This window comes from Lysobacter sp. 5GHs7-4 (assembly GCF_021284765.1).
In the GTDB taxonomy this organism is placed as follows: domain Bacteria; phylum Pseudomonadota; class Gammaproteobacteria; order Xanthomonadales; family Xanthomonadaceae; genus Lysobacter.
In genome coordinates this window covers 832,023-857,162 of sequence record NZ_CP089924.1, presented here as the reverse complement: position 1 = coordinate 857,162, position 25,140 = coordinate 832,023, and the positions used below count along the sequence as shown (strand labels likewise).

At 66.2% G+C, this 25,140-nt stretch carries 25 protein-coding genes; 11 read left to right on the top strand and 14 right to left on the bottom strand.

Going from position 1 to position 25,140, the window contains the following annotated elements:
• Positions 1-47: 47 nt before the first annotated feature.
• Positions 48-1,394 (top strand): hypothetical protein, encoded by a 1,347-nt coding sequence (locus tag LVB77_RS03585; RefSeq protein WP_232908842.1) that lies wholly within the window; start codon positions 48-50, stop codon positions 1,392-1,394.
• Between the two features lie 217 nt (positions 1,395-1,611).
• Here LVB77_RS03585 and LVB77_RS03580 read toward each other — a convergent pair whose 3' ends face one another.
• Positions 1,612-2,886, bottom strand: coding sequence for a flavohemoglobin expression-modulating QEGLA motif protein (locus LVB77_RS03580; protein ID WP_232908841.1), 1,275 nt, complete (start codon positions 2,884-2,886; stop codon positions 1,612-1,614).
• 170 nt (positions 2,887-3,056) lie between these two features.
• A complete protein-coding gene (rsgA, locus tag LVB77_RS03575; RefSeq protein WP_232908840.1) occupies positions 3,057-4,178 on the bottom strand; it encodes a ribosome small subunit-dependent GTPase A in 1,122 nt (373 codons plus the stop codon).
• A 208-nt stretch (positions 4,179-4,386) separates the two neighbouring features.
• Here rsgA and LVB77_RS03570 point away from each other — a divergent pair, with 208 nt between their 5' ends.
• The 3 genes from LVB77_RS03570 (at position 4,387) to LVB77_RS03560 (ending at position 7,068) form a co-directional block, all read left to right on the top strand.
• Positions 4,387-5,640 (top strand): pyridoxal phosphate-dependent aminotransferase, encoded by a 1,254-nt coding sequence (locus tag LVB77_RS03570; RefSeq protein WP_232908839.1) that lies wholly within the window; start codon positions 4,387-4,389, stop codon positions 5,638-5,640.
• Between the two features lie 8 nt (positions 5,641-5,648).
• Complete coding sequence (locus LVB77_RS03565) at positions 5,649-6,284, top strand: GDSL-type esterase/lipase family protein (RefSeq protein WP_232908838.1); 636 nt, start codon at positions 5,649-5,651, stop codon at positions 6,282-6,284.
• Between the two features lie 109 nt (positions 6,285-6,393).
• On the top strand, positions 6,394-7,068 hold the full coding sequence (locus LVB77_RS03560; RefSeq protein ID WP_232910147.1) for a methyltransferase domain-containing protein: 675 nt from the start codon (positions 6,394-6,396) through the stop codon (positions 7,066-7,068).
• Between the two features lie 183 nt (positions 7,069-7,251).
• On the opposite strand, the gene LVB77_RS03555 is transcribed toward LVB77_RS03560, so the two are convergent.
• Complete coding sequence (locus tag LVB77_RS03555; RefSeq protein ID WP_232908837.1) at positions 7,252-8,034, bottom strand: polysaccharide deacetylase family protein; 783 nt, start codon at positions 8,032-8,034, stop codon at positions 7,252-7,254.
• Positions 8,035-8,123: 89 nt separating this feature from the next.
• Between LVB77_RS03555 and grxD the strand changes: the two genes are divergently transcribed.
• A complete protein-coding gene (gene grxD / locus LVB77_RS03550; protein ID WP_232908836.1) occupies positions 8,124-9,050 on the top strand; it encodes a Grx4 family monothiol glutaredoxin in 927 nt (308 codons plus the stop codon).
• Positions 9,051-10,172: 1,122 nt separating this feature from the next.
• On the opposite strand, the gene LVB77_RS03545 is transcribed toward grxD, so the two are convergent.
• From LVB77_RS03545 to LVB77_RS03535, 3 genes are all read right to left on the bottom strand, one after another.
• Entirely contained in the window at positions 10,173-10,733 is a 561-nt protein-coding gene (locus LVB77_RS03545; protein ID WP_232908835.1) for a DUF924 family protein, read from the bottom strand.
• 88 nt (positions 10,734-10,821) lie between these two features.
• Positions 10,822-11,388, bottom strand: coding sequence for a lysozyme inhibitor LprI family protein (locus LVB77_RS03540; protein WP_232908834.1), 567 nt, complete (start codon positions 11,386-11,388; stop codon positions 10,822-10,824).
• Positions 11,389-11,763: 375 nt separating this feature from the next.
• Positions 11,764-12,540, bottom strand: coding sequence for an AMP nucleosidase (locus tag LVB77_RS03535; protein ID WP_232908833.1), 777 nt, complete (start codon positions 12,538-12,540; stop codon positions 11,764-11,766).
• A gap of 130 nt (positions 12,541-12,670) precedes the next feature.
• Here LVB77_RS03535 and LVB77_RS03530 point away from each other — a divergent pair, with 130 nt between their 5' ends.
• Together LVB77_RS03530 and LVB77_RS03525 are read left to right on the top strand one after the other, a co-directional pair.
• The gene (locus LVB77_RS03530) at positions 12,671-14,128 is read left to right on the top strand and encodes an amidohydrolase (RefSeq protein ID WP_232908832.1); all 1,458 of its coding nucleotides are present in this window, start codon (positions 12,671-12,673) and stop codon (positions 14,126-14,128) included.
• Between the two features lie 203 nt (positions 14,129-14,331).
• Complete coding sequence (locus tag LVB77_RS03525) at positions 14,332-15,615, top strand: amidohydrolase family protein (protein ID WP_232910146.1); 1,284 nt, start codon at positions 14,332-14,334, stop codon at positions 15,613-15,615.
• A gap of 273 nt (positions 15,616-15,888) precedes the next feature.
• Here the strand turns inward: LVB77_RS03525 and LVB77_RS03520 are convergent, their stop codons facing one another.
• The 3 genes from LVB77_RS03520 to LVB77_RS03510 all read right to left on the bottom strand — a co-directional run bounded on the left by LVB77_RS03520 (position 15,889) and on the right by LVB77_RS03510 (position 17,224).
• Complete coding sequence (locus tag LVB77_RS03520) at positions 15,889-16,227, bottom strand: hypothetical protein (protein ID WP_232908831.1); 339 nt, start codon at positions 16,225-16,227, stop codon at positions 15,889-15,891.
• 29 nt (positions 16,228-16,256) lie between these two features.
• On the bottom strand, positions 16,257-16,688 hold the full coding sequence (locus tag LVB77_RS03515) for a hypothetical protein (protein ID WP_232908830.1): 432 nt from the start codon (positions 16,686-16,688) through the stop codon (positions 16,257-16,259).
• A 161-nt stretch (positions 16,689-16,849) separates the two neighbouring features.
• A complete protein-coding gene (locus tag LVB77_RS03510) occupies positions 16,850-17,224 on the bottom strand; it encodes a VOC family protein (RefSeq protein ID WP_232908829.1) in 375 nt (124 codons plus the stop codon).
• A gap of 170 nt (positions 17,225-17,394) precedes the next feature.
• Here LVB77_RS03510 and LVB77_RS03505 point away from each other — a divergent pair, with 170 nt between their 5' ends.
• Positions 17,395-17,907, top strand: coding sequence for a hypothetical protein (locus tag LVB77_RS03505; protein ID WP_232908828.1), 513 nt, complete (start codon positions 17,395-17,397; stop codon positions 17,905-17,907).
• Positions 17,908-18,068: 161 nt separating this feature from the next.
• On the opposite strand, the gene LVB77_RS03500 is transcribed toward LVB77_RS03505, so the two are convergent.
• From LVB77_RS03500 to LVB77_RS03490, 3 genes are all read right to left on the bottom strand, one after another.
• On the bottom strand, positions 18,069-18,467 hold the full coding sequence (locus LVB77_RS03500; RefSeq protein ID WP_232908827.1) for a YgdI/YgdR family lipoprotein: 399 nt from the start codon (positions 18,465-18,467) through the stop codon (positions 18,069-18,071).
• Positions 18,468-18,533: 66 nt separating this feature from the next.
• A complete protein-coding gene (locus LVB77_RS03495) occupies positions 18,534-18,926 on the bottom strand; it encodes a hypothetical protein (protein WP_232908826.1) in 393 nt (130 codons plus the stop codon).
• A gap of 236 nt (positions 18,927-19,162) precedes the next feature.
• Positions 19,163-19,588: a hypothetical protein gene (locus LVB77_RS03490; protein ID WP_232908825.1), complete on the bottom strand. Its 426-nt coding sequence runs from the start codon at positions 19,586-19,588 to the stop codon at positions 19,163-19,165.
• A 161-nt stretch (positions 19,589-19,749) separates the two neighbouring features.
• On the opposite strand from LVB77_RS03490, the gene LVB77_RS03485 reads away from it, so the two are divergent.
• The 3 genes from LVB77_RS03485 (at position 19,750) to LVB77_RS03475 (ending at position 23,798) form a co-directional block, all read left to right on the top strand.
• Positions 19,750-19,989: a helix-turn-helix transcriptional regulator gene (locus LVB77_RS03485; RefSeq protein WP_343226219.1), complete on the top strand. Its 240-nt coding sequence runs from the start codon at positions 19,750-19,752 to the stop codon at positions 19,987-19,989.
• Positions 19,990-20,118: 129 nt separating this feature from the next.
• Positions 20,119-21,921, top strand: coding sequence for an AAA family ATPase (locus LVB77_RS03480; protein ID WP_232908824.1), 1,803 nt, complete (start codon positions 20,119-20,121; stop codon positions 21,919-21,921).
• 11 nt (positions 21,922-21,932) lie between these two features.
• A complete protein-coding gene (locus LVB77_RS03475; RefSeq protein ID WP_232908823.1) occupies positions 21,933-23,798 on the top strand; it encodes an ATP-dependent helicase in 1,866 nt (621 codons plus the stop codon).
• A 31-nt stretch (positions 23,799-23,829) separates the two neighbouring features.
• Here the strand turns inward: LVB77_RS03475 and LVB77_RS03470 are convergent, their stop codons facing one another.
• Together LVB77_RS03470 and LVB77_RS03465 are read right to left on the bottom strand one after the other, a co-directional pair.
• Complete coding sequence (locus LVB77_RS03470) at positions 23,830-24,081, bottom strand: hypothetical protein (RefSeq protein WP_232908822.1); 252 nt, start codon at positions 24,079-24,081, stop codon at positions 23,830-23,832.
• A 44-nt stretch (positions 24,082-24,125) separates the two neighbouring features.
• Entirely contained in the window at positions 24,126-24,914 is a 789-nt protein-coding gene (locus tag LVB77_RS03465; protein ID WP_232908821.1) for a DNA/RNA non-specific endonuclease, read from the bottom strand.
• Positions 24,915-25,140 lie beyond the last annotated feature (226 nt).

Genomic DNA, 25,140 nt, shown 5'->3' with positions numbered 1-25,140 from the left:
ATGGCCTTGCGCGCGACCAGCGGACACAATGCGCGACCGGAGGCGCCATGAACCCATCCCCCCCGCGGTCCTGGCCGCATTGGACCCTGCCGCTGGCGGTCCTGGCCAGCGTGCTGCTGGCGCAGGCCTTGCTGGTGTTGAACCCCGGCTATTACAGCCACGACGAGCTGCAATGGGCCGCGTACGCCGCCCAGCACCCGGGCTGGCATTTCCGCGATTACCTGTGGACGGACGCGCAGTCGTTCCAGTACCGGCCGCTGACGTTCTCCGTGTGGCTGTGGCTGTCGGAGCATCTGTTCGCGCGGCCGTTGGCCTTCCATGCGCTGATGGTGGGCCTGGGCGGGCTCAATGCGGCGATGCTGGCGGTGCTGCTGCACCGCTTCGGCGTGGCCGCCGGGCCGGCGTTCGGCGCGGCGCTGGTGTTCGCGTTGGGCCCGTTCGCCGCCCTCACCCACGGCTGGGTCGGCACCCTGGCCGACCTGATCTGGGTCGGCTGCGCCCTGCTGTCGGCCCTACTGGCGCAGCGCGAGCGGCCGGGTGCCGTCAGCTGGGCGGCGATCTTCGTGCTGACCGCGCTGGCCTTGCTGGCCAAGGAAGCCGGCATCGTGATCCCGGCCTTGCTGGGCCTGGCCTGGCTGTTCCTGGGCCGACGCCGCGAGTGGCTGATCGCGGCGCTGGTGGCGGGCGTGCCGGTGGCGGTCTATCTGGCGCTGCGCGTGGGCGTGCTGTTGTTCTCGCCGCGCGAGGCCGTCAACTACGGTTGGAGCCTGGCCTTCATTCCCGAGCGTTGGCTGGAGTATCAGCTGTACCCGCCGATCGCGACCAAGATGGCGATCGCCGGCACGCTGTCGCGCGGCCTGGGCGACGGCCGGGTCTGGCTGGCGATCCTGGTGTGGTTGGCCACGGCGGCGGCGCTGTGGCGGGTCGGCGCGCGCTGGTGCCTGGGCTGGCTGCTGGCCGGCACCGCGGCGCTGGGCCCGGTGATGATCCTGGCCGAATCGGCCAACCAATACGGTTACGGCTATGCCGCGGCAACCGCGGCGGTATGCGCGGCAGCATGGCCGCGGATGCAGCGTTGGGGCCGGATCGTGCTGATCGTGGCGGCGTTGTTGAGCGTGTGGCACGGCGTCAACGTGATGCGGCGCATGCACGAGGTCGGCACGATCCAGGCGGTGTATTCGCCGGCGATGGCGCAGGCGGTGCAGCGCGCGGGCGGGGCACCGGTGCGGTTGTCGATCGCCGATGCGGGTCAGGCTTGGATCTACGAGCGCTTGTCGCACGATATTCCAAGCTATGACGGTGTCGAGATCGGGGATCGGGTGCAGCTGGTGGCCGCGAACGAGGCGCCGGATTATGAGATTCAGCGCGATGGGTCGCTCAAGCCGCTGCGTTGAGCGACTGCGTGGCGCTCGCGAGCGAGGCTCGCGAGCCTGGGGTGCGCGGCGCGATGGAAATGCGTCGCGGCTCATGACCGAAGGAAATCCCTTTGGGACGCCGCTCCTACAGAAGGCCCGGGCAATACGTAGGATGCGGCGATAAGCGCATCGTCGCGCAAGCCCGGATCGGCGCGATGATGCGGTTCGCCTTTGGCTCACCGCATCCTACGGCGGCTCATACCTCCGGCGCGCTGCCGGTGTCGGCGATGCTGTCCAGGCGGATGCGGTTGGCGAACAGCGAGAACGCCAGCATGCCGGCCAGGCCGTTTGCGCGCTGGATCCACGGCGGCATCCAGCGCGGCGGTTTGATCACGCCGTCCTGGAACAGCGGCTCGAAGCGTTGCACGTCGGCCAGGGTCATCTTGCCGGCGAACAGCCAACGGCACAGATGCAGCTTGCCGCTGCGCAGCGCCCAGCGGAAGAAAGTGTGCACGCCGACCAGGCCGCGCAGGTACACGGTGTCCTTGGTGAACGCCGCGCCGCCCTGCGTGGGCACGCCGCGGAACACGCGCTGCGCCGAGGCGAAGCTGTCCTCCTGCGATTGTCCCGCGTCGAGGAAGTAGCGGAACACCTGGATGAAGTCGGCGCCGTCCAGCGCCATCGCCACCGCCTCGATGCGCAGGCTCAGCCGCTTCATCCGGCCGATGTCGATGCTGCCGGTGATCTGCTCGGCGAAGGTGGCCAGGCCTTCCTGGGTGGCGGTGGCGCGCGGCGAGGACAGCGCCAGGCTGGGCAGCACGTGCTGCTCGCGGCCGTTGAGCGCGGTGAGCGAATGCACGAAGGCCTCGTGCTGCAACAGCTGGTCGCGGTCGTAGTCGCTGAAGGCGGCGCCGCTGCGCAGGCGGATGCGGGTGGCGCCGGCGGCGGCCTTGGCGATCAGGTCCGGGTCCAGCATCACCTCGATCACGCGGCCGTCGAAGTAGTCGTCCAGGTCGCGCTGTAGTTGTAGGTGCAGCGCGGTGGCGGAGATCTTCACGGTTTCGGCCGGCGACATCAGCTCGTGGTCGAGCTCGTCGGCGATGGAAATGAAATGCCGCGCGGCTTCGCGCGTGCTGGGGCCGTGGCCGGGCAGCGCCTCGTCGGGCTTGCCGAACAGGTCGATCGACAGCGCGGTCACGCGCGTGCTGCCCAGCGCCTCCAGCAGTTCGGCGGCGATGCCCCAGCTGTGCGCGGACTCGCTGAGGTACTGGCCCAGCGGGTGGTCGGGGTCGGACTCGGCGGCCACCGCGGCCAGTTCGCGGCGCACGTCGGTGAAATCGAGTTTCGGGTAGGCGATCTGCGGCAACGTGGCGGTGCCGCGCGCGTAGTCGGCCAGGAACTGCACTTCCAAACCGGCCGGCCAGCTGGCCAGGGTCAGCAGTTTGATCTCGCGCGCGGCGCGCACCATGCGCGCGTCCAGCAGCGCGTGGCGCTGGATGTCGGCGGGGAGTTCGTAGGGGTGGGCGCTCATGGGGTGGCGCTCCTACGTGAGATCAAAAGCAAATCCCCCCTGCCCCCCTTTTTCAAAGGGGGGAACATCAAAAGCTGGCAGGCATGGGTGCAACGACGGGTCTGCTGTTCCCCCCTTTGAAAAAGGGGGGCTAGGGGGGATTTGCTTCTCCGCCGTAACCGTTCCACCCGCTAATGCTTCCCGTACTTTTCGTCCAACCGCTTGTTCAAGGCCTTGCCCAGCACCTTCTCCTGCGATTTCTGCGCGCGCCGGTTGGCCAGCTTGTTGGCCGCGCCGGCGACCTCGTCGCGCAGCTTCAGATAATTGGCGAAACGCTGCGGGTCGAGCTTGCCGCCCTCGATCGCCGCGCGCACCGCGCAGCCGGGTTCGCGCGCGTGCGAGCAGTCGCGGAACTTGCACTGCTCGGCCAGCGCCTCGACGTCGCTGAAGTTCTCGGCGACGTCTTCCTCGCCGGTGGGCTTGAGCTCGCGCATGCCCGGGGTGTCGATCAGGCAGGCGCCGGACGGCAAGGGGATCAGCGCGCGGTGCGTGGTGGTGTGGCGGCCGCGGTCGTCGCTGGCGCGCACCGCGCCGGTCTTCATGCGCTCGATGCCGAGCAGGGTGTTGGTCAGCGTGGACTTGCCGGCGCCGGACGAGCCCACCAGCACCGCGGTGCGGCCCGGCAGCAGCCAGGGGTTGAGCGCGGCGACCGAGTCCGGATCCTTGGCGTTGACCGCGCGCACGGCGATCTTCTGCGCGGCCAGCTCGATCAAGGTGGCCATGGCCTCGGGCAAGGTTTCCGGGTCGGCGGCCTCGGCCAGGTCGGACTTGGTCAGCACGATCACCGGCTCGGCGCCGCCGCCGACCAGCAGCAGGTAGCGCTCGATGCGGCGCGGATTGAAGTCGGCGTCCAGGCCGCAGACGATGAAGACGGTATCGACGTTGGCGGCGATCAGCTGCTGCTTGTAGTGCTCGCCGGCGGCGCCGCGCTTGATGGCGGTGCGGCGCGGCAGCAGGGCGACGATCTTGCGGTTACCGCCGGCCGCGCCCTCGATCAGCACCCAGTCGCCCACGCCGGGGCGCTGTTCGGGCGGGAAGCGCGGGCGCTGCCACTCCGGCAGGGACTCGACCGGGAAACCGGTTTCAGGCGCGTCGGCCACCACATACCCGCTGCGGTGCTGCTCGATCACGCGTGCGGGGCGGGCCTGGGGATGGGCCGCCAAGGCCTCGCGCCAGCTGGGTTCGGTCGGCAGCGACTCCCCGAGCGGCAGGGGCCAGCCGATCGCCAGCAACGCGGCGAGGTCGGGGGTCAAGACTGGGCGGGCGGGCTGTGCATGGCCGAATTCTACATAGCCCGACGCGGCCCGCCGCGCCGCAGGTCGCCCGATCGCGGGCGAGCCCGCGCGCCGGGACCGGAACGCGGCGCACAAACGCACCGTCGCAGGCACGCCGCGGCGGCTGTTTCGGGGCACGGATTCGGCTAGTCTGGCGGGTATTCCGCTCAAAACACTTGCCCCCGCAATGTCCCTGCCCCCTTTGAAGACCCGCGAACGCCTGTCCGAAGTCCGTTACGAAATCCGCGGCGAACTCGCCCGGCGCGCCCGCGAACTCGAGGCCCAGGGTCGCAAGCAGATCAAGCTCAACATCGGCAATCCCGGCGCGTTCGGTTTCCGCGCCCCGGAGCATCTGCAGCGCGCGATCGCCGAGCGCATCGCCGACACCGATCCCTACACCCATCAGCAAGGCCTGCCGGCCGCGCGCGAAGCCATCGCCGCGTTCCATAAGCAGCGCGGCACGCCCAACGCCTCGCCCGAGCGCGTGTTCGTCGGCAACGGCGTCAGCGAACTGATCGACCTCAGCCTGCGCGCGCTGCTCAATCCCGGCGACGAAGTGCTGCTGCCCTCGCCCGACTACCCGCTGTGGTCGGCCGCGACCATCCTCAACGACGGCCGTCCGGTGTACTACCGCTGTCAGCCCGAGAACGGCTTCCTGCCGGACCCGGATGAGATCGAGGCGCTGATCTCCAGCCGCACCCGCGCGATCGTGCTGATCAACCCCAACAACCCGACCGGCGCCGCGTATCCGCGCGAGCTGATCGAGAAGATCGTCGCCATCGCCGCGCGCCACAAGCTGCTGCTGATGTGCGACGAGATCTACGACTCCATCCTCTACGACGGCGCGCAGTTCGTGCCGGTGGCGCCGATCGCCGGCGACCTGCCCTGCCTGAGCTTCGGCGGCCTGTCCAAGGTCCACCGCGCCTGCGGCTGGCGCGTGGGTTGGGCGGTGCTGTCGGGCGACCCGGTCGCCAGCGGCGACTTCCACCACGCGATGGACCTGCTGGGCGCGCTGCGCCTGTGCGCCAACGTGCCGGGCCAGTTCGCCATCGACGCCGCGCTGCACGGCGAGGACACTATCGCGCCGTTGTGCGCGCCGGGCGGGCGCCTGTACGAGGCGCGTCGCGCGGTGATGGACGCCGTGGCCGCCAGCAAGCATCTGGAACTGGTCGCCCCGGCCGGCGCTCTGTACGCGTTCCCGGCGGTGGTCGGCGCGGCGGCGCAGGGTTTCGACGATCACAAGTTCGCGCTGGAACTGCTGGAAACCGAGGACGTGCTGGTGGTGCCGGGCTCCAGCTTCAACGTGCCCTACCGCAATCACTTCCGCGTGACCCTGCTGCCGCAGCCGGACGACGTGCGCGAAGTGTTCAAGCGCATCGAGCGCGTGCTGGACCGCCACGCCGAACGCGCGGCCGAAACCAGTCGCGCCGCCGTCGCCTGAGCCGCGCCATGGCCGTGCCGCTGCCGTTGCAGCCCTACCTCGCGCTGGGCGACAGCTACACCATCGGCGAAGCGGTCGAGGAAGCCGGTCGCTGGCCGGTGCAACTGGCCCGCGCCCTGCGCGACGAGGGCGCGACGCTGGCCTGGCCGCGCATCATCGCCACCACCGGCTGGACCACCGACGAGCTCAACTGGGCGCTGGACGCGGCCGAGCCGCTCGGCCGCTGGGAGTTGGTCAGCCTGCTGATCGGCGTCAACAACCAGTACCGCTCGCGCAGCGTGGCCAACTACATCGGCGAGTACCGCGATCTGCTCAAGCGCGCGATCGGCTACGCCGGCGGGCGCCCGCAGCGCGTGCTGGCGATGTCGATCCCCGACTGGGGCGTAACCGCGTTCGGCCAGCGCGACGCGCGCGGCAGCGCCGCCATCGGCGCCGAGATCGACGCCTTCAACGACGCCGCGCGCACGATCTGCGTGGACCAGGGCGTGGCCTGGGTCGACATCACGCCGGTCTCGCGCGAACTGGGCGCACAGTCGGCGATGCTGGCCGAGGACGGCCTGCACCCCTCGGCCGCGATGTACACGCAGTGGACGCGACTGGCGCTGCCGGTGGCCAGGCGCCTGCTCGCCGGCGACGCGCGCTGAGGCGCAAGCCGCCGCGATTTCCATCGCGGCCGACAGCAATGCGACACTGCGATCGCGGACCGACCGCAAGCGGAGCGAACCAGGCACGATGAGCGAAGCGGCACAAGCGATGGCCAACGGACAGGCGCTGCAGATCGCGCGCGCATTCTTGCCCGAGCACCCGCTCGGCAACCGTTGGGACTACTACTACAGCCGCGCCAAGCTCGGCAGCGACCCGCTGTACCCGGGCGTCAGCGCGGCCTTGCGCGGCAGCCGCGCGCCGCTGCTGGACCTGGGCTGCGGCCTGGGCCTGCTGGCGCACACCCTGCACGCCGACGGCATCGCCCTGCCCTATCGCGGCGTCGACAGCGACGCCGGCAAGATCCGCCGTGCCGCGCGCGCGGCCGCGCGTGCGGGTTTGAACGAGGCGCGCTTCGATACCGTCGACCTGTCGCGCGAAGTGCCCGAGCACCGCGGCAGCGTGGTGATCCTGGACGTGCTGCAGTTCATCCCGTTCCCGGCCCAGGCGCGCGCCATCGACGCGATGATCGCGATGCTGACCCCGGGCGCGCGCCTGGTGATCCGCACCGGCCTGGACGACGGCACCGGCCGCGCGCGCGTCACCCGCGTGACCGATCTGTTTTCGCGCGCGGTGGGCTGGATGAACGCGATGCCGCGCTATTACCCCAACGGCGACGCGCTGCGCGCGCGTTTGCGCGAGGCCGGATTGGCGGTGGAGTTCACGCCCTTGTTCGGCAAGACGCCGTTCAACAATTGGCGGATCGTGGCGATGAAGCCGGAGTAGGCGGCGCGCTGGGCGCTGATGCGTCGCGCTCGACCGACTTTCTCGGCCCGACACGTCCGCGGCCCCTGCGTTCTGTGGGAGCGGCGTGAGCCGCGATGCGTCGTGCCCGAAGCGGCGCGGTCGCGACCCGCGTTGCTGCTACCTCAAAGCAGTTTCGCCACGACTCGGCGACGGCAGCGCGTGTTAGCCCGGCTCGGGGACGATGCAGCGATAGCCCAGCTCATCCAGCCGTTCCAACAGCAAGCGCATCGTCTCGACATTGCGCCCATGCCCCGCGCCCTCGTGCATCAGCACGATCGCGCCGGGGGCCAGGTCGCGTTCGATGCGCGCCAGCACCCGTTGCGGATCGGACGCCACCGCGTCGAAGCCGCGCGCCGACCAGGCCACGCGGGCCAGGCCATGGCGCTGCAGCGCCGGCGCAACGAAGGGATTGGCCATGCCGACCACGGCGCGGAACCAACGCGGCGGGCGACCCGCCAATGCGGTCAGACTGGCCTGCGCTTGCGCGATCTCCGCCGCCATGCGCCGCGGCGGCAGCGCCCAGAACCAGGCCGAGGGATGCGAATGGCTGTGGTTGCCGATGCCGTGCCCGCGCCGCGCGATCTCGCGCACCAGCTCCGGCTGCGCCTGCGCACGCAGGCCGACCAGAAAGAACGTCGCCTTGGCCCCGTGCGCGTCCAGCAGGTCCAGCATCGCCGGCGTCTCCGCGGATGGGCCGTCGTCGATGGTCAGCCAGACCTCACGCTCGTCGCTGTCCAGGCGCGACAGCACCGGGCTGAACAGCCGCGACTGCGGGCGCAGGGTGGCCCAGAACATCAGGGTGTGGCTCGACAACAGCGCCGCCAAGCCGACCGGCCAGCCCCAGACCCACCACAACGCCGCCACCGCCAACTGCGAGAGGCCGAAACCCCAGGCCCAGGCCCAGGGCCTGCGCGGGATGCGGTGGGGGGCGATGGACACGCTCATGAGCGGCATCTTAGCGGAGCCCCGGCCGGGCCTTGCGGGCCGGCCGGCCCGCCCCCATGTCGCCGATACCTCACGTCCGGCGTTTACCCATGTCCCTCGACCCCGCGCTGCGCACGCGCATCGAAACCCTGCTTCAGTCCAATCGCGTCGTGCTGTTCATGAAGGGCGCGCCGAATGCGCCGCAATGCGGCTTCTCGGCCAAGGCGTCCGGTGCGCTCAACGCGCTGCTGCCGCAGGGCTACACCCACGTCGACGTGCTGTCCGACCCGGAGATCCGCGAGGGCATCAAGCAGTACGGCGAATGGCCGACCATCCCGCAGCTGTACATCGACGGCCAGTTGGTCGGCGGCAGCGACATCATCGAGCAGATGGCCGGCAGCGGCGAACTGCACGGCGTGCTCGGCCTGCCGGCCCCCGACCGCAGCCCGCCCAAGCTGACCATCAGCCCGGCCGCCGCGCAGATGCTGCGCGACGCGGTCGCCAATGCCGGCGACGGCTATGCGGTGCAGTTGGAAGTGGACGCGCGCCACAACGTGCGCCTGCAGCTGGCGCCGATCGACAACAACGCGGTCGCGGTGGAAACCGACGGCGTGCGCGTGCAGACCGACTGGGCCAACGCCCGTCGCGCCGACGGCGTGTCCATCGACTGGGCCGACGACGAGCGCGGCCGTGGCCTGGTGATCACCAACCCGAACGCGCCGCCGACCGTGCGCGCGATTTCGCCGGCCGACGCGCAGTCGCGCGTACGCGAGGGCGCGCTGCGCCTGGTCGACGTGCGCCCGGCCGACGAGCGTGCATTGGCATCGGTCAATGTGGCGTTCGATCACTTCGACGCCGGCCTGGAAGCGCTGGAAGGCCTGCCGAAGGAGACGCCGCTGGCGTTCCTGTGCCACCACGGCGGCCGCAGCGCGCAAGCGGCGGAGCATTTCCGCCAGCGCGGGTTCCGCGAGATCTACAACGTCGAGGGCGGCATCGAGGCCTGGGCGGATGTGGACGGGTCGATCCCGCGGTATTGATCGCCTAGTGCGACCATGAAAACGGCCGCGAACTCGCGGCCGTTTTTGTTTGGGTGATGTCCGCTCCACATAGACGCGAGCCGCGGTCGTCCGGAAGCCGCTGCCGTCTGTGGGAGCGGCGTAAGCCGCGATTTCGTCGTGGCCGGAGATGCGCGATCGCGACTTACGTCGCTCCCACAGAAAGCTTGTGCTTCCGTATCCGTGTCAGCTTCGCTTCGGCCTTGGGGTAGGAGCTGCGTAAGCCGCGATTTCGTCGTGGCCGGAGGTGCGCGGTCGCGGCTTACGTCGCCCCTACCAGCGGCAAACCGCTACTAAGGCTAAGACCGCTGCTTTCTGTGGGAGCGGCGTAAGCCGCGATTTCGTCGTGGCCGGAGGTGCGCGATCGCGACTTACGTCGCTCCCACAGAAAGCTTGTGCTTCCGTATCCGCGTCAGCTTCGCTTCGGCCTTGGGGTAGGAACTGCGTGAGCCGCGATTTCGTCGTGGCCGGAGGTGTGCGGTCACGGCTCACGGCGCTCCTACCAGCGGCAAACCGCTACTAAGGCTAAGACCGCTGCTTTCTGTGGGAGCGGCGTAAGCCGCGATTTCGTCGTGGCCGGAGGTGCGCGGTCGCGGCTCACGCCGCTCCCACAGAAAGCTTGTGCTTCCGTATCCGTGTCAGCTTCGCTTCGGCCTTGGGGTAGGAACTGCGTGAGCCGCGATTTCGTCGTGGCCGGAGGTGTGCGGTCACGGCTCACGGCGCTCCTACCAGCGGCAAACCGCTACTAAGGCTAAGACCGCTGCTTTCTGTGGGAGCGGCGTAAGCCGCGATTTCGTCGTGGCCGGAGGTGCGCGATCGCGACTTACGTCGCTCCCACAGAAAGCTTGTGCTTCCGTATCCGTGTCAGCTTCGCTTCGGCCTTGGGGTAGGAACTGCGTGAGCCGCGATTTCGTCGTGGCCGGAGGTGCGCGGTCGCGGCTTACGTCGCTCCTACCAGGGGCAAACCGCTACTAAGGCTGAGACCGCTGCTTTCTGTGGGAGCGGCGTGAGCCGCGATTTCGTCGTGGCCGGAGGTGCGCGGTCGCGGCTCACGCCGCTCCTACCCCAAGGCGGTTTCGCTAACGGGTCACGGGCGGTCCAAGCTCAGCCCTTGAAGCCACCGCCGTCCAGATACGCTTGCTCTTCCGGCGTGCTCTGCCGGCCCAACGCCTGATTGCGATGCGGGAAGCGGCCGAAGCGCTCGATGATCTGCAGATGCTGCACCGCCCATTGACTGGGATCCGGCATGTCCGCCGTCGTCGGCAGCCCGCGGTGCAGCTCGACCGAGCGCCGCTGATCGTCCATCGATTCGGAATGCTCAAACGGCAGATAGAAGAACGCGCGCAGCCCGGCCTCGGTACGCTGATCGTCGCCGCGCGCGACCGCCTGGGTCGCGTACAGACGCGCCAGCGGGTCGGTGGCGTAGGCGTGGGCGCTGCCGCGGAACACGTTACGCGGGATCTGGTCGAGCAGGATCAGCAAGGCCAGCGAACCGACCTCGCCCTGGCCCATCCAATCCTCGTGCCGGCGGCAGGCGGCGCGGAAATGCGCCTCCAGGAATCCTTCGCGGCAACGCGCATCGAAACGGTCGTCGCGCTCGAACCAGCGCACATAACCGGCTTCGCGCCAGAAATCGACGACGTCCTGAGCGGCGGGTTCGGTCACGGCGATGCCTCGTAGCGGTACAGGGACCGCACCTTAGCAGCCCCTGCGCCCGCGTTGCGCGAACGGCGTCAACACAGCGTTGCGCGCGTCAGGCCTCATCGTCGCTCAGCTGGGTTTCCAGCTCGGTGATCCAGGCGGTGGTGATGCTCTCCAAGGTCACCGCATGAATCAGCGGACGGATCGGGCCGGTGGAGTACGACTGCGAAATGAAGCGCGCATAGCGGTCGCGGAACAGCAGCCAGGCACGGTGCGCCTCCTCGAACGTGGCGCGGCCGTCGCCGTCGAGCTGGCGGCGCAGGTGTTCGACCAGGCCGCCCAGACGCGCATCGACCTGATTGAACTCGGCGATGGCCTGACGGTTCATGTCGTCCTGGCTGACGCCGTCGTCGTCGCTTTGGCGCGCGACTTCCTCGGCCTTGCTGAAATAGTTGTCGGCCAGCCGCGCGGCCGTCTCGGCCTTGCCGATCAGGCGCGTTTCGAAACGACGCAGGTCGTCGAGGCTGGTATTGCTGACGTCCAGCCCCTGCTTGAGCGCCAGCAGTTTCTGCCCGCGCTCGATCGCATCGACGGTGGCGCGGCGCTCGACCCGACGCTGGACGAAGTAGAACGTCCAGGTGAGCACGGCGCCCGTGAGGAGGTAGATGACCTGTTCCATCGCAGTATCCCTAAGCTGGGCGCCAGTGTGCGTCCGGGGGGTCTCAGGGGGTGCGATGTCGCGTGCGCGGGGTCGCAGATTCGAGGTAAAAATCCCTGTTTTTCAGGGTTTTCTCTGAACGGTTTAGCTGAATGTGGGCAGCCGTGCAGAGCGTTGTGGCCCATGCGTCGACAGCCGAAGCAAAGAGCAAATCCTCCCCAACCCTCCTTTCCAAAGGAGGGAGCAGCGCCGAAGCGCCCGCGCAGGTGGCTCCTACTTCCCCCTTTGAAAAAGGGGGATTGAGGGGGATTTGCTCTTACGCTCTCCGACATACGAAGCAGCGCGACGGTGCGGTTCGCCTGCGGCTCACCGCACCCTAAGGCGGCGATGGATCGACTACTCGTCGAACCGCAAATGCCGCACCGACTTGCCATGGCGGCGGATCAGCTTCAGCGCCTCGATACCGACGTTGATGTGGTTGTCCACATAGTCCGCGCTGACCTTGGCGTCCGACGCCTCGGTCTTTACGCCTTCCGGAATCATCGGCTGGTCCGATACCAGCAGCAGCGCGCCGCAGGGAATGCGGTTGGCGAAGCCCGCGGCGAAGATCGTCGCCGTCTCCATGTCGATCGCCATGCAGCGCATCGCGCGCAGGCGCTCCTTGAACGCCTCGTCGTGTTCCCAGACGCGGCGGTTGGTGGTGTACACCGTGCCGGTCCAATAGTCGTGGCCCAGGTCGCGGATCATGGTCGACACCGCGCGCTGCAATGCGAACGCCGGCAGCGCCGGCACTTCCGGCAGCAGGTAGTCGTTGGACGTGCCCTCGCCGCGGATCGCCGCAATCGGCAGCACCAGATCGCCGAGTTCGTTCTTGCGCTTGAGGCCGCCGCACTTGCCCAGGAACAACACCGCCTGCGGCATGATCGCCGACAGCAGGTCCATCATGGTCGCCGCGTTGGGGCTGCCCATGCCGAAATTGATCATGGTGATGCCGTCGGCGGTGGCGCTGGGCATCGGCCGGTCCAGGCCGACCACTTCGGCGCCGGTCAGGCGGGCGAAGGTATGCAGATAACCGCCGAAATTGGTCAGCAGGACGTGCTGGCCGAACTGGTCCAGGGGCACGCCGGTGTAGCGCGGCAGCCAGTTTTCGACGATCTGTTCTTTGTCTTTCACGGTCCGTAGCCTTTTTCTAGTTGTTGTCCCCCCATTGTGCACCGGCCCATGACTATCGTCAGGGTTGGCGGCGCCCGGGCCGGGCGGCTACGGTTCGGGACTGACTTGCCGTCACTTCGGGGAAACCACCATGCTTCGACCCTTGCTCGCCGGCTGCGGCCTGGCGCTGCTGGTCGGCGCCGCGCACGCGGCCCCGCCCGCGCCGGCGTCCGGCTCGCGCTACACCCAGGACCCGTACCCCAGCACCTACCGCCCGGTCGCAGCCGGCCCGGTGCTGCTGCAGCACGCCACCGTGCTGACCGGCACCGGCCAGCGCCTGGACAACGCCGACGTGCTGATGCAGGGCGGCAAGGTGGTCGCCGTGGGCACCGCCCTGGACGCGCCGGCCGACGCCACCCGCGTGGACGCCACCGGCAAGTGGATCACCCCCGGCCTGATCGACGTGCACTCGCACCTGGGCGTGTACTCCAGCCCGGGCGTCAGCGCCCACAGCGACGGCAACGAAATGACCAGCCCGGTCACCCCCAACGTCTGGGCCGAACACTCGGTCTGGCCGCAGGATCCGGGCTTCGCCGCGGCCATGGCCGGCGGCATCACCACCCTGCAGGTGCTGCCGGGCTCGGCCAACCTGATCGGCGGCCGCGGCGTCACCCTCAAAAACGTGCCGGCGACCACCTACCAGGCGATGAAATTCCCGGGCGCGCCCTGGGGCCTGAAGATGGCCTGCGGCGAAAACCCCAAGCGCGTCTACGGCGGCCGCAACACCTCGCCGGGCACGCGCATGGGCAACGTCGCCGGCTACCGCGCGGCCTTCATCGACGCCAGCGAGTACGTGCGCAAGAACACGCCCAAGGCCGAGCAGCCGAAGAAGAAGCGCAGCTGGTGGCAGAGTTCGTCCAACGGCAACGGCGCCCCGGCCGACAGCGACAAAGACGCCGGCGGCAAGCGCGACCTGAAACTCGACACCCTGGCCGGCGCCATCAAGGGCGACATCCTGGTCCACATCCACTGCTACCGCGCCGATGAGATGGCGACCATGCTGGATCTGGCCAAGGAATTCGGCTTCAAGGTCAGCGCGTTCCACCACGGCGTGGAGGCCTACAAAATCGCCGACCGCCTCGCCGCGGACGGCGTCTGCGGCGCGCTGTGGGCCGACTGGTGGGGCTTCAAGATGGAAGCCTTCGACGGCATCCAGGAAAACATCGCCCTGGTCGACCGCCCTGCCAACGGCTGCGCGATCGTGCATTCGGATTCGCAGGAAGGCATCCAGCGCTTGAACCAGGAAGCGGCCAAGGTGATGGCGCACGCCAAGCTGGCCGGCATCGACATCCCGCCGGAGCGCGCGATCCGCTGGCTCACCCAGAACGCCGCCAAGTCGCTGGGCGTGCTCGACCAGACCGGCACCCTGGAGACCGGCAAGATGGCCGACGTGGTGGTGTGGAACGGCAACCCCTTCAGCGTCTACGCCAAGGCCGAACAGGTCTACGTGGACGGCGCGCGCATCTTCGATCGCAACGACCGCAACCGCCAGCCGACCTCGGACTTCCTGCTCGGCCAGGGCGCCAGCGCCGCCGGAGGTGTGCAATGAGCCGCGCTTACTCCGCTGTCGCCAACGCTTGCGCTACCGCCTCCAACACCACCGTCATTCCGGCGAAATCCGGAACCCATTTTGATTCGGGCCCCCACACGCACGGACGGCAGGTCATGGCACAAGCAACCGCAACATGGGGTCCGGCGTTCGCAGGAATGACGGGTGTGGATGCTGCGATCAAGAGTTCGAAACACGCAGGCCTGCGCAAAGCCGCACTCGCCGCCGCGCTGCTGCTCGTCACCTTCACCGCCAGCGCCCAGGACCTGCTGATCCGCAACGCCACCGTCCACACCGCCACCGCGCAGGGTAGCTTGCAAGGCGCCGACGTGCTGATCGGCAACGGCCAGGTGCGCGCGATCGGCAAAGACCTGAAAGCGCCGGCCGGCGCGCAGGTGATCGAAGCCGAAGGCCGTCCGCTCACGCCGACGCTGTTCGGCGGCATCACCGAGATCGGCCTGGAGGAAGTCTCCGGCGAAAAGAGCACCGTCGACGAAACCCTGGCCCTGGGCGCCGACACCAAGCAGATGACGGTGCGCCCCGAGTTCGACGTGACCCTGGCCTACAACCCCGAGTCGGTGCTGATCCCGGTCACCCGCATCGAAGGCATCGGCTGGACCCTGCTGGGCGCGGGCACCGCCACCGGCGGCTCCATCGTCGCCGGCCAGGGCGGCGTGATGCGCCTGGACGGCGGCCCCGACCCCACCGGCGCGCGCGTGCTGTTCGTGAAGCTGGGCGGCGACGCTTCCGGCCTCACCGGCAACTCCCGCGCCGCGCAGTGGATGATCCTGGACCAGCTGATCGCCGAAGCGCGCGGCCGCATCGGGCCTGACTCGAACGCCGCGCTGCTCACCCCCGCCGGCCGCGCCACGCTAGCGCGTTACCTCGACGGCGGTGGCCGCGTGATGGTGGGCGTGGACCGCGCCGCCGACATCCGCCAACTGCTGCGCTGGTCCGCGCGCCACAACGTGCGCATCGCCATCGCCGGCGGCGCCGAAGCCTGGAAGCTGGCCCCGCAACTGGCCGCGGCCAAGGTGCCGGTGTTCGTCGACCCGCTGGCCAACCTGCCCGGCGATTTCGACCAGATCGGCGCCAGCATGGAAAACGCCGCGCGCCTGCGCGCCGCCGGCGTGGCAGTCAGCTTCAGCCAAAGCGGCGACGCCTCGCACAACGCGCGCAAGACCCGGCAATTGGCCGGCAATGCCGTCGCCGCCGGCCTGCCCTGGGAAGACGGCCTGGCCGGCCTCACCCGCGTGCCCGCCGAAGCCCTGGGCGTGTCCGCCGAACTGGGCACCATCGCCCCCGGCCACCGCGCCGACCTGGTGCTGTGGAGCGGCGACCCGCTGGAAGTCAGCAGCGTCGCGCTGCAGGTGTGGATGAACGGCCGCGCGATCGAGATGCGCAGCCGGCAGACGGAACTGCGGGATCGATACCTGCGTCCGGAGAACGGCTTGCCGCGCGCGTATCCGGCGCCGTCGGGGCGGTAAGGGATCGGGCGCAGTGGGCCGCGATGCGGTCCGCTGCGCCGGTGCTGTCCTCCCGCGCCTTCCCCGCTTTGCGCTTTCTGTGGGAGCGGCGTGAGCCGCGATTACGCAACAGCCGAGGTGGCGCCATCGCGGCTCACGCCGCTCCTACACGAAGCGTGGCGCAGTGCCTCTGGGTAGTGGCGCCGTCGATCAAATCGACAACAGCCTAGCCTTGCCGCCTCGATAGCATGTCCATCGAAATCAACCACGTCGACCAACTCACCCTGCCGAAAACTACTCAGGCAAGACCCGATAGGCCAGCTGCTGACTGATGAGCACAGAGAGGCATGTAGCTACATCAAATGCGGTGCATCCATCGAAGTACAAGCGCACACCAACATCCGCATGCCCAAGGATGAGGTCCTCAGACTCGTTCTTCCATAGCTGAAGCGTCGCACCGCCGTGCCAGCACTGAAGCGCATGAGCTTCGGATTGAGTCACCAGCCGATCTCCCGCCGCACTCCAAACCACGATCTGATCCGTCAGAGGATTGCGCCAGCACAGCCCCGAGCTCACCAGGGCAGCAATCACCGCCTCGATTTCCGCATCCACGTCCGCGACGAGCGTCGCCATACTCTCACCACTTCTGGTTAGCTGAGCCGCTAGTCGCTGCCGTGGCTGCCACGGAAGCTATTGAACAGGTGTCGCACCGCCGACACGAAAAAGGTAAGCACCAGCACCGCCGATATCAGCCAGGTCCATAGAGCATGGACATGCATGTAACCCGGCGCATGCACGACGAAAATCGTCGATAACGCAGCCCAAGGCAAGAACAGCACTGCTGCGAGCATGGTACGAGGCCACAGTCGGCCCCCAAGCTTTATGACCTTCGCCAAGAAAAGGGCTTCAAGCAAATAGAAGCCGCAAAAGATCAGGAAAGGGCCCGTGGGATGCTCCCATTGCGCCCTGTCTTCATCGCCGTAGAAGAAGTAGTGCTTCGGGTCCAAGCTGATCCAGGTGCTGAACCCAATAACCAGCACAGCGGCAGCGGCAATTACCAGGTTTTTGCGTTGGTTCGTCGTGAGCTTGACCATGCCACCGACCACAGGTGCTGAGGTGCGCCGCTAGACAGCATGGGCGTGAGTTTCAGCCATCATGCCAGTCTTCCCCGACGATGAGCATCGCTCAGGCTCACGCTGCAGCGGGGTCCGGCTTCGGCATGCCGGCCTTCTCACCCTAGGCGTGCCAATACCGCCTAGGCGTGGTTGATGACCGCCTCGATAGCGTGCCCATCGGGATCGATCAGAAACGCCGCGTAGTAGTGAGGCCCGTAGTCCAGGCGCAGACCGGGCTTGCCGTTGTCGGTTCCCGCAACCGCCAATGCCTGCGCATGGAACCGATCCACCGCCGCACGCGACGGCGCCGCGAACGCCACATGGAACCCAGACCCCGGCGGCGCCGAGCCGGGCCGCAGCTTCAGGCAAAGCTGATCCTCGCCGTCCACGAGCCCGTAGCCTATGGCGGTCTCGTCCTCGAACACGCGCCGATAGCCCAAGGCGCCCAGCGCAGCGTCGTAGAATGCGCCGGCCTTCTGTAAATCAGCGACGGCGATAGAGAGGTGATGCAGCATCGGGGCAGCCCTGAGATTAGGCGCGGCACGATCCGTGCAGCGCGGTGCGCTTCGGCGAAACGCTACACCGCATTCTGCCGCAGCCGGAACACATTGATCGGGGCGCGCAGCGGATACGCTACGATCCGCCGCAGCCACGCGACCCACGGCATGCCCTAGGGACGGACCCGATGAGCGATTCCTATATTGTCAGGGCGAAGTCGCCGATCCCGCTCGATGCCGGTGCCCTATGCCGGGAAACAGAGCGCGCGCTCCAGACCCTGCTGGCGCGCGACGACAGGCTCGAACTGTCGGTACGCCTGCTCGTTTCAGGAGCACCCGTGCGTGCGGTGGTGGTGCCCGCCGCGGACTACTACGTGCTCGAAGCTACAGGCGCCCTGCGCTGCGCGCTGCTGATCGCGTACCGCCACGACCCCGATCAGGACGCCGGGCCCGACATCCCGGCCTGGCAGTTCGTCGTCACCGAAGTGCCCAGGCGCAGGGACGATGCCGTGCTGGCGCTTTGCGCCGCCACTTGCATCGGCGCCGCGCGGCTCTTGGGTTCCGAGGTCATCGTCGACTATTCCGGCGTGCTCGGAACCGGCGACGAGGTCCCTCTCTCACGCCTGCTTGCGGCCGCCGCGCGCACACCGATGCCGCTGGGCGAAGCACTGGCGCAGTTCTACAGCCGCCTTCCTGTGTGAGCCCCCTGTTGCGCCCACCCAGGAGCCCCGCGGGCGGCGGGTTTTGTTTCAAACAGTAGGCGCTCGCTTCAAGGCCTTCTCAAACGCGGCAGCCGCGCAGGCGGCGACGGATCCAGCCCACGCCCGACGACGAAAGCGCAACCCCTTCGCCGCGCCCGGCCTCACCGGCTAGCAGGCTGCTTCAAGAACACCAGCCTCGCATTCACTTTCTCACCCTTCACATCCGAGCTCCTGGCGAAGCCCAGGCGCCCGTCGTGCCGGATCGTGGTGGCCTGGCGCAGAAAACCGACCAGATCCTTGTCCTCCTCCACCGGCGCGAACACGAGCTGATCGCCCTGCAGCTGCCAGGTGCCGCGGGCCGTCCCGTAGACGCCCAGACACCCCTGCCAATCGCTTTCGAAGGTGTGGTCCGGGCGCAGCACCACCGTGACTGCGCGGCCGAGCCCATCGCCGCTGTAGTACTCGCCTGCGAACTGACCGCTCGTGGTCTGGATCGTGGCGTCGGTGGCGCAACCGCCGAGGAGAATCAGCGCCAATCCTGCTGCGACGAAACCTTTCATGATGTCCTCCTCAAGCCTGCCGACCGGACCGCTGCGCCCGCGCTTACCTATCCACCGAACTCACATCTAGCTCATATCGCACTTGTCGCCGACACGCGTATAGAGATCCAAGTAGCTCGAACCGGGAACAACCGGCGATTTCGACAGGACGGCGCACCCACGATAGCGCGCCAGCTGCAGCACGTACGGCGGGCGCCCCGAATCCGGCTGCAAGCGGTAGCCGCCCGCCACGCGGGACCAGCGGCCGTAGGCGCGCTCGTCCTCGCAGATGTCGCACCAGCTGACGTGGACGTAGCGGCCGGAGTCCAGCAGGCGCAGGGTATCGCCCCTCAACAGCCCGCGCGTCCAGCTAACCCCCGGCTGATGGATCGGATCGATGGGGCGCGTCAGCACCAAGGTCAGCGCCATGGCCAGCACCACCACCACGGCGATCGAGAACCAAAGCGTAAGCCGTCCCATGGATACCTCCCCGTCTGCACTGTCCTATGAAGCGCTGCCCCAGGGCCGACCAAATACACTCGGCCAGGGGCGTGCGTCGCACGCCGTCGTCCCGCTCCGTTGGAAACGCATGGACCCGCCGGGCGGGGTTAGGCGGCTCGTCGGCCATGGCAGCGGCTCCGCGGGCAACGGCGCAGCCGGCTCTGCCTCTGGGAACAGGGGTCAGAGCGCACTTTCCCCGGACGCTGCGCGAAAGCTCACGCCGCCCCTCCTTTGGCAGCGCGCAACACCCGACGCCGCGCGCCCGCGTGGCCCGCCCGTGCCTCGCCCAGCGCGCCGGACAGCTGTTGCGCCAGCCCCGGTTGCTCCCGGCAGAAGCGCGCATTGGCCGCCAAGGTGCCCCAACGCAGCGCCGCGGCCAGCTCGTCGTCTGCGCGTTCCAGCAACCGGCGCTGGTGATCGGCCGACAACTGCAACTCCAACGTTTCCAACGCGACCTCCAACAAGCCGCGCGCCTCCTCCATCGCCCGTTGCGTCCGGTGGGTGGCGTGCAGGCACAAGCGGTCCAGCCGTTCCGGGCCTAGCGCGGCCAGGGCGATGGCGTCGGTGGTGGGGTCGGAGGGGGCGGGCCAGAGCTGTAGGAGCAGGTCGGGCGGGAGGCTGAGGTGGTTGGGGAGGGGCATGACTGCGGTCCTTGCTGGCGGTGAAGTCTCGGGCAGCGCCCGTCCGGAAGTACCGGCCAAAGCCCCGGGCACCCTGCCCCACAAGCCGATCATATCGATTTTTCCGATATCAGGAAAGTCGATATAGCTTCCGTGTGGCCTACCGCTTTCCGGCCACACCCATGCCCAAGTCAATTCATCAGCACGAGAACGAAGTACTTACCAAGTTGCTTAAGGAGATGCGGCTTGCGTCTGGGATGCTGCAAGCGGATGTGGCGCAGGCATTGGGGCGATCGCAGTCGCACATCAGCGATATCGAGAACGGAACTCGGCGACTCGACCTAATTCAATTGCGCGAGTACTGTGCCATTTTCAACGTAACCCTAACCAGTTTCGTCCGCCGATTTGAGAAGAATCTTTAGCAAGCGACCTGCGTGCATTGAGGTGCATTACCGCTCAACTCTGGAGAAACTAAAGTGACTGCTTCAGCTAGCCCCCTCCAATCCGCCGGCGTCCGCGTAACAGAGGTTCGCGTATCGAACTTTCGCTCTTTGACGAACGTCGCCGTGGAATTGGATGATCTGACTGTTCTGGTCGGCGCCAACAATGCCGGGAAGACTAGTTTTCTCGAAGCGATCTATGCTGCGGTTGGCGCCGGCCGAAGGAGCTTAGGTCAAGACGATATTCATGTCGGGCCGGGCGAAGCCGTCGTTCCGCAAGATCGCGTGGCCACGATCGACGTATGCGTTCGGCCCTTCGATGCCGATGGCAAGCAGATAGATGCCTTCCCAGCTGGAAGCTATTGGACGTCGCTGTGGGGAACCGGCATCTCGCAAGACAACAACTTCCATGATTTCATGGCATTTCGCACAACGCTTGCATGGAACCCTGCCAAAGGGGACTACGTTCTTGATCGCAGGTTTTTGACTGAATGGAAGACCCCTGCAGATTGGCTGACGGGCAAGATTTCTACCGAAGGTCTTGGCTCTGAGCAATTGGAGCACGTCGCCCTGCACTACATAGACGCCAAGCGCGATCTTGAGGACGATCTTCGTCGCCAGGGTTCTTTCTGGCGACGACTGACGGACAACCTGGGACTGACCGATGCCGACATCCTAGCCTTCGAAAAAACCCTGTCCGAGCTTAATGAGGGCATGGTAACCAAAAGCCCGGTACTCCAGCACTTACGGACCAATCTATCGGACATGTCGTCCGTAGTCAGCGCTGATAGCGCCGCGGTGGACATCACGCCAGTAGCACGTCGCCTACGCGATCTGTCCAAGGGTGTTGACGTTACCTTCGCCACCACCGGCGCACAGGCATTTCCGCTTTCGAAACATGGGATGGGTACGCGTAGCCTGGCCTCTCTCCTCGTGTTCCGTGCCTTTATGTCATGGCGGTATACCCTCGCCGAACAGCAAGGGGATCAAACGCACTCGCTGCTGGCCTTAGAGGAGCCCGAATCGCATCTACACCCCCAAGCTCAGCGCGCACTTTTCGCACAGATCAAATCTATTCCGGGGCAACGCATCGTCAGCACACACTCTCCATACTTCGCCGGGCAAGCCAAACTGGGAGAACTGCGACTCTTCACCAAGCATGCTGGGGTAACTCAAGCCAAGCGACTCCCGATGCAAGCACTGACTTCCGATGATGTACGCAAGCTGGAAAGGTCGGTTATCGCCTCTCGCGGTGACTTGCTCTTTGCGCGCGCGGTTGTCCTGTTTGAAGGCGAGACCGAAGAGCAGGCATTCCCCCTCTGGGCTCAGGCCTACTGGGGAGCGTCGGCGCACGAATTGGGCTTGAGCTTCGTCGGCGTAGGCGGTACGGACTACTTCCCCTTTATCTGGCTGGCGCAGAACTTTGGAATTCCCTGGTACGTCTTCTCCGATGGCGAGGATAAGCCCGTCGCCAAGCTTAAGGCGGACGCAAAGCGCGCAGGCATCGATGACATCGCCGCACACGACAACATCGTGGTTATCCCCAACAAACTTGACCTTGAGGCTCATCTAATGAATGAGGATTACTTGGACGCCTTTGAGGTCGCCATTGCGAACTACGTCGGCCCAACTGCTCTGGACGAGTACATCGCCAACCTCAATGGCAAGGAGGGCAAGACTATCGACGGCGCGACTCAGATTCGTGATTACTCGGGAGCGGAAGGCAGAAAGCGCGCAGCGCATGACATGGTCAGTGGAAAGAAGACGCGTTACGCAACTCCTTTAGCAACCGCGGTCTTGACACTCGCAGACCCGGAGCGTCGGGTCCCCAAGCTAGTCGCGAAGCTCCTCGATGTTATTGGAAAGAGGTTCGACCTCAAGAAGCTCGATTCGACTAAGTTCGGTCTTCACTAACGGAGACACGCATGTCTACGGTACGCCTTTCTAAACAGCAGCGTCAGATCGTCGACTTTGGCGATGGCGCACTCGCCGTGATCGCAGGCCCGGGTTCTGGAAAGACCCGAGTGCTTACCGAACGCATCCGTCGCCTGCTTACTCAAGTACCTGGACATTTTCGTGTGCTCGCACTGACCTTTACTAACAAGGCGGCGAAGGAGATGACTGACCGGCTGAGCGATCTAGCGGAGGCCCGAAAACGAGCTTTCATCGGCACGTTGCATGGATTCTGTGTGGATGTCCTGGCCGATCGAGGCAAGCATATCGGGCTTTCAACAATGCCCCAGATATTCGAACACTACGCCGACCGAAGGCAAATCCTCGCACAGGTAGTGGAACAGGACCCTTACCTCAAGAATGAGTTGTCGCATTTGCCGCCCAAAGAGCAGAGTCAGCAGTTGGACGCCTGGCTAAAGGGCATTGCGCACATCAAGGCGCACCCTCTGACAATTGCTGACAACGGCATCGACGACCCTGTCGCTCAGCGAGTCTACGAAGGCTATAACTCTGGCCTGCAAGCGTTTGGCGCTTGCGACTTCGATGACCTGCTGTTGTATACGTACCAACTATTCTCTGAATTCCCACAGGTTGCCGACTTGTATCGGCGCGTCTATGGCTATGTCTGCGTAGACGAAGCGCAAGACCTCAACGAAGCACAGTATGCGGTCATTCGAGCATTGGCTGGAAGCTCTCTCCGCAACATCATAATGGTCGGCGATCCGAACCAATCGATATATGGCTTCAACACTTCCAGCCCGAAGTACCTAACTGCCGACTTCAAGTCTGACTTTAACGCCGCTGAGATTCACCTCAATGAGAACTATCGATCCTCGCGATCCGTGGTGCGGGTCGCTCAGGCGCTCGATTCAACCTACAAAGTCGCAGGCCAAGTGGCAGTGGAGGGTTCTGCACGACTCATTGTGGGCGCCAATGAGGCTGATGAGGCGGCTCGAGTGGTCGATGAACTGGTTAGATTACTTAAAGACGGACACCCGGACGTTGAAGGCCCCTTAGCCCCGAGCAGCTTCGCCATCCTTGGACGTACTCGCTATGTCTTGCTTAGTGTTGAGCGACAGCTGGCGGACCGTGGCTTACCCTATTACAAGCGACTTACTGTCACTCACGAGAACGAGTCGAGCGTAGCGGACGATCTCCAGCTAGTGCTGAGGATTCTGAGCAATCCGAAGGATGGCTTGCACTTGGCGGCGATCTGTAAGCGCTGGGACCTGCCCAGACCCCCAACAGCTCCGACCAACCCCGAACAGGTCGTCCAACTTATTCGCTCGATGGCCAAATTCAAGGGCTCCTCGGCGTGCACAGCTGTTTCGGAAGCGATTTCGGCCGTCCACGACAGCAACCAGCGCCGCTTAGACTTTATGCCGGCTTTCAAGACTCTCGATGACTACGCCGATCAACTCGCCGAGCCTGAAAGGCGCCCCATCCGCGAAGACGTCGCAGTGCTTCGTCAAGAGTGGGATCACTTCCTGCGATCTGAAGGCTCTCGGGCGCGCACGCTCCAAGGTTTTCTGAGCAATATTGCACTGGGAACCTCGGGCCAAGCCACCCGCGACGGCGTAGCCCTGTTGACCGTCCACTCGTCGAAGGGCCTAGAATTCGACGCGGTCTTTGTCATGGGCATGGCTAAGGGGGTGTTCCCAGACTATCGCGCGATGACCAGAAAGCAGCAGGACGAGGAGCGCCGGAATGCTTTCGTGGCAGCGACTCGGTCCAAGCGACTTCTGTATCTGTCATACCCAAGACAACGGGTGATGCCATGGGGCGATGTTTGGCAATCCGACCCCTCCCCATTCATCGTTGAGGCAGGGGTCCGCTAACCGGCTTGCGTGATACAGCTTCAGCGTGGGTCTATCGCCCTACGTCATCGCTAAGTGGATCGAGCTGCGTCACGAATGCTTTTTCAAACGCTGCAATTGTAGTGCTTGTCAACTTGAACAGTCTCGGGCTGGCTGCCGATAGCTGACTCGCCTCGGGGAACTGCTCTTGCGCTTGCTTAAATGCCGTGGCCAACACATCTCGATTTGGATGAGTGCGAATTAGCGCAAGGAGCAGGTTGTTCTGAGCTATCACTGCAAGCGTTAAGTCATCAATCGAATCCATTCCACACCCCTGAATAGGTCTGACCGTAAAATCCTTTATACCCCTCACTGGCAAGAGATGGCGTGCCTGACGCGCTCTAACGCCCTTTGCTCGGAAGCCTCGAAGTCCTGCAAGAAGTCGAACCCCGTGGCGTCCTCGATGTCATCAATGCTCGCCACGAAATCCTGCAGCTGCCATCCCTCCGGCAACGGCCCATTGGGTATCACCGCCGCCCACGACTTGAGCCCCCCCCCCTCCGGCGACCGGTACACCAGGATCTTCCAGGTGTGCGTAGGCACGACCACACCATTGCCGATCACGTCCACCGTGATCTCGCTTACGTCCGCCGTGGTGTAGATCATCGGGCCGCTGATGACCCACTTGGGGCCGCTCACCGGGCCGGCGGTGCGTGCGCAGGCTTCCAGCCGCGCCCACTGGCCGCCGTTGACGGACGCGTGCTGCGGCACGGCGTTGGACAAATAAAAGGTGTCGACCATCCGCTGCGAGGTGCTGGCGTGCGCCGCGGCCGGCGCCATGTGGCCGATGTCGATCGGGAAGACTTGCCCGCGCCGGGTCACATACTTGGACGAGCCCTTGTAGTCCGCCGGTACGGCGTGCGCCAGTTGCAGTTCCGGGTCTGCGCTGAACTTCAGGCCGCCCCGGTCGTAGAGGCTGCGCAGGGATCGGGCGGTGTAGGTTTCGCACACCCAATACGGTGTTTTGAGATCGGCGCTGTGCAGCAGGCTGTAGCCGGCGCGCGCCACGGTTTCGGTGGGGCCGAAGTCCAGGCCGGGGCGCGGCACGGGGTCGCCCATGGGGCAGTGCGAGGCGGGCCCGTCGGCCAGCGACAGCATCGTCAGGGCATTGCGCTCCGCACCTGTTGTCAACAGGTCGAACGCGGGGCTACCCAACGGCGCGGCGAGCCGCGGCCTGGGCGCCTGTGCAGGTAAAACGGTTCTTGACGGTCACGACAGCCTTCCCGCGCATAGGGCGAAGGGCCTCACTGGTGCGGCAGCCCGATACCGCCAGGCCAATTAATAACGACACCGCCACCATCTTCGTGGCGCAAGCATTTTCCCG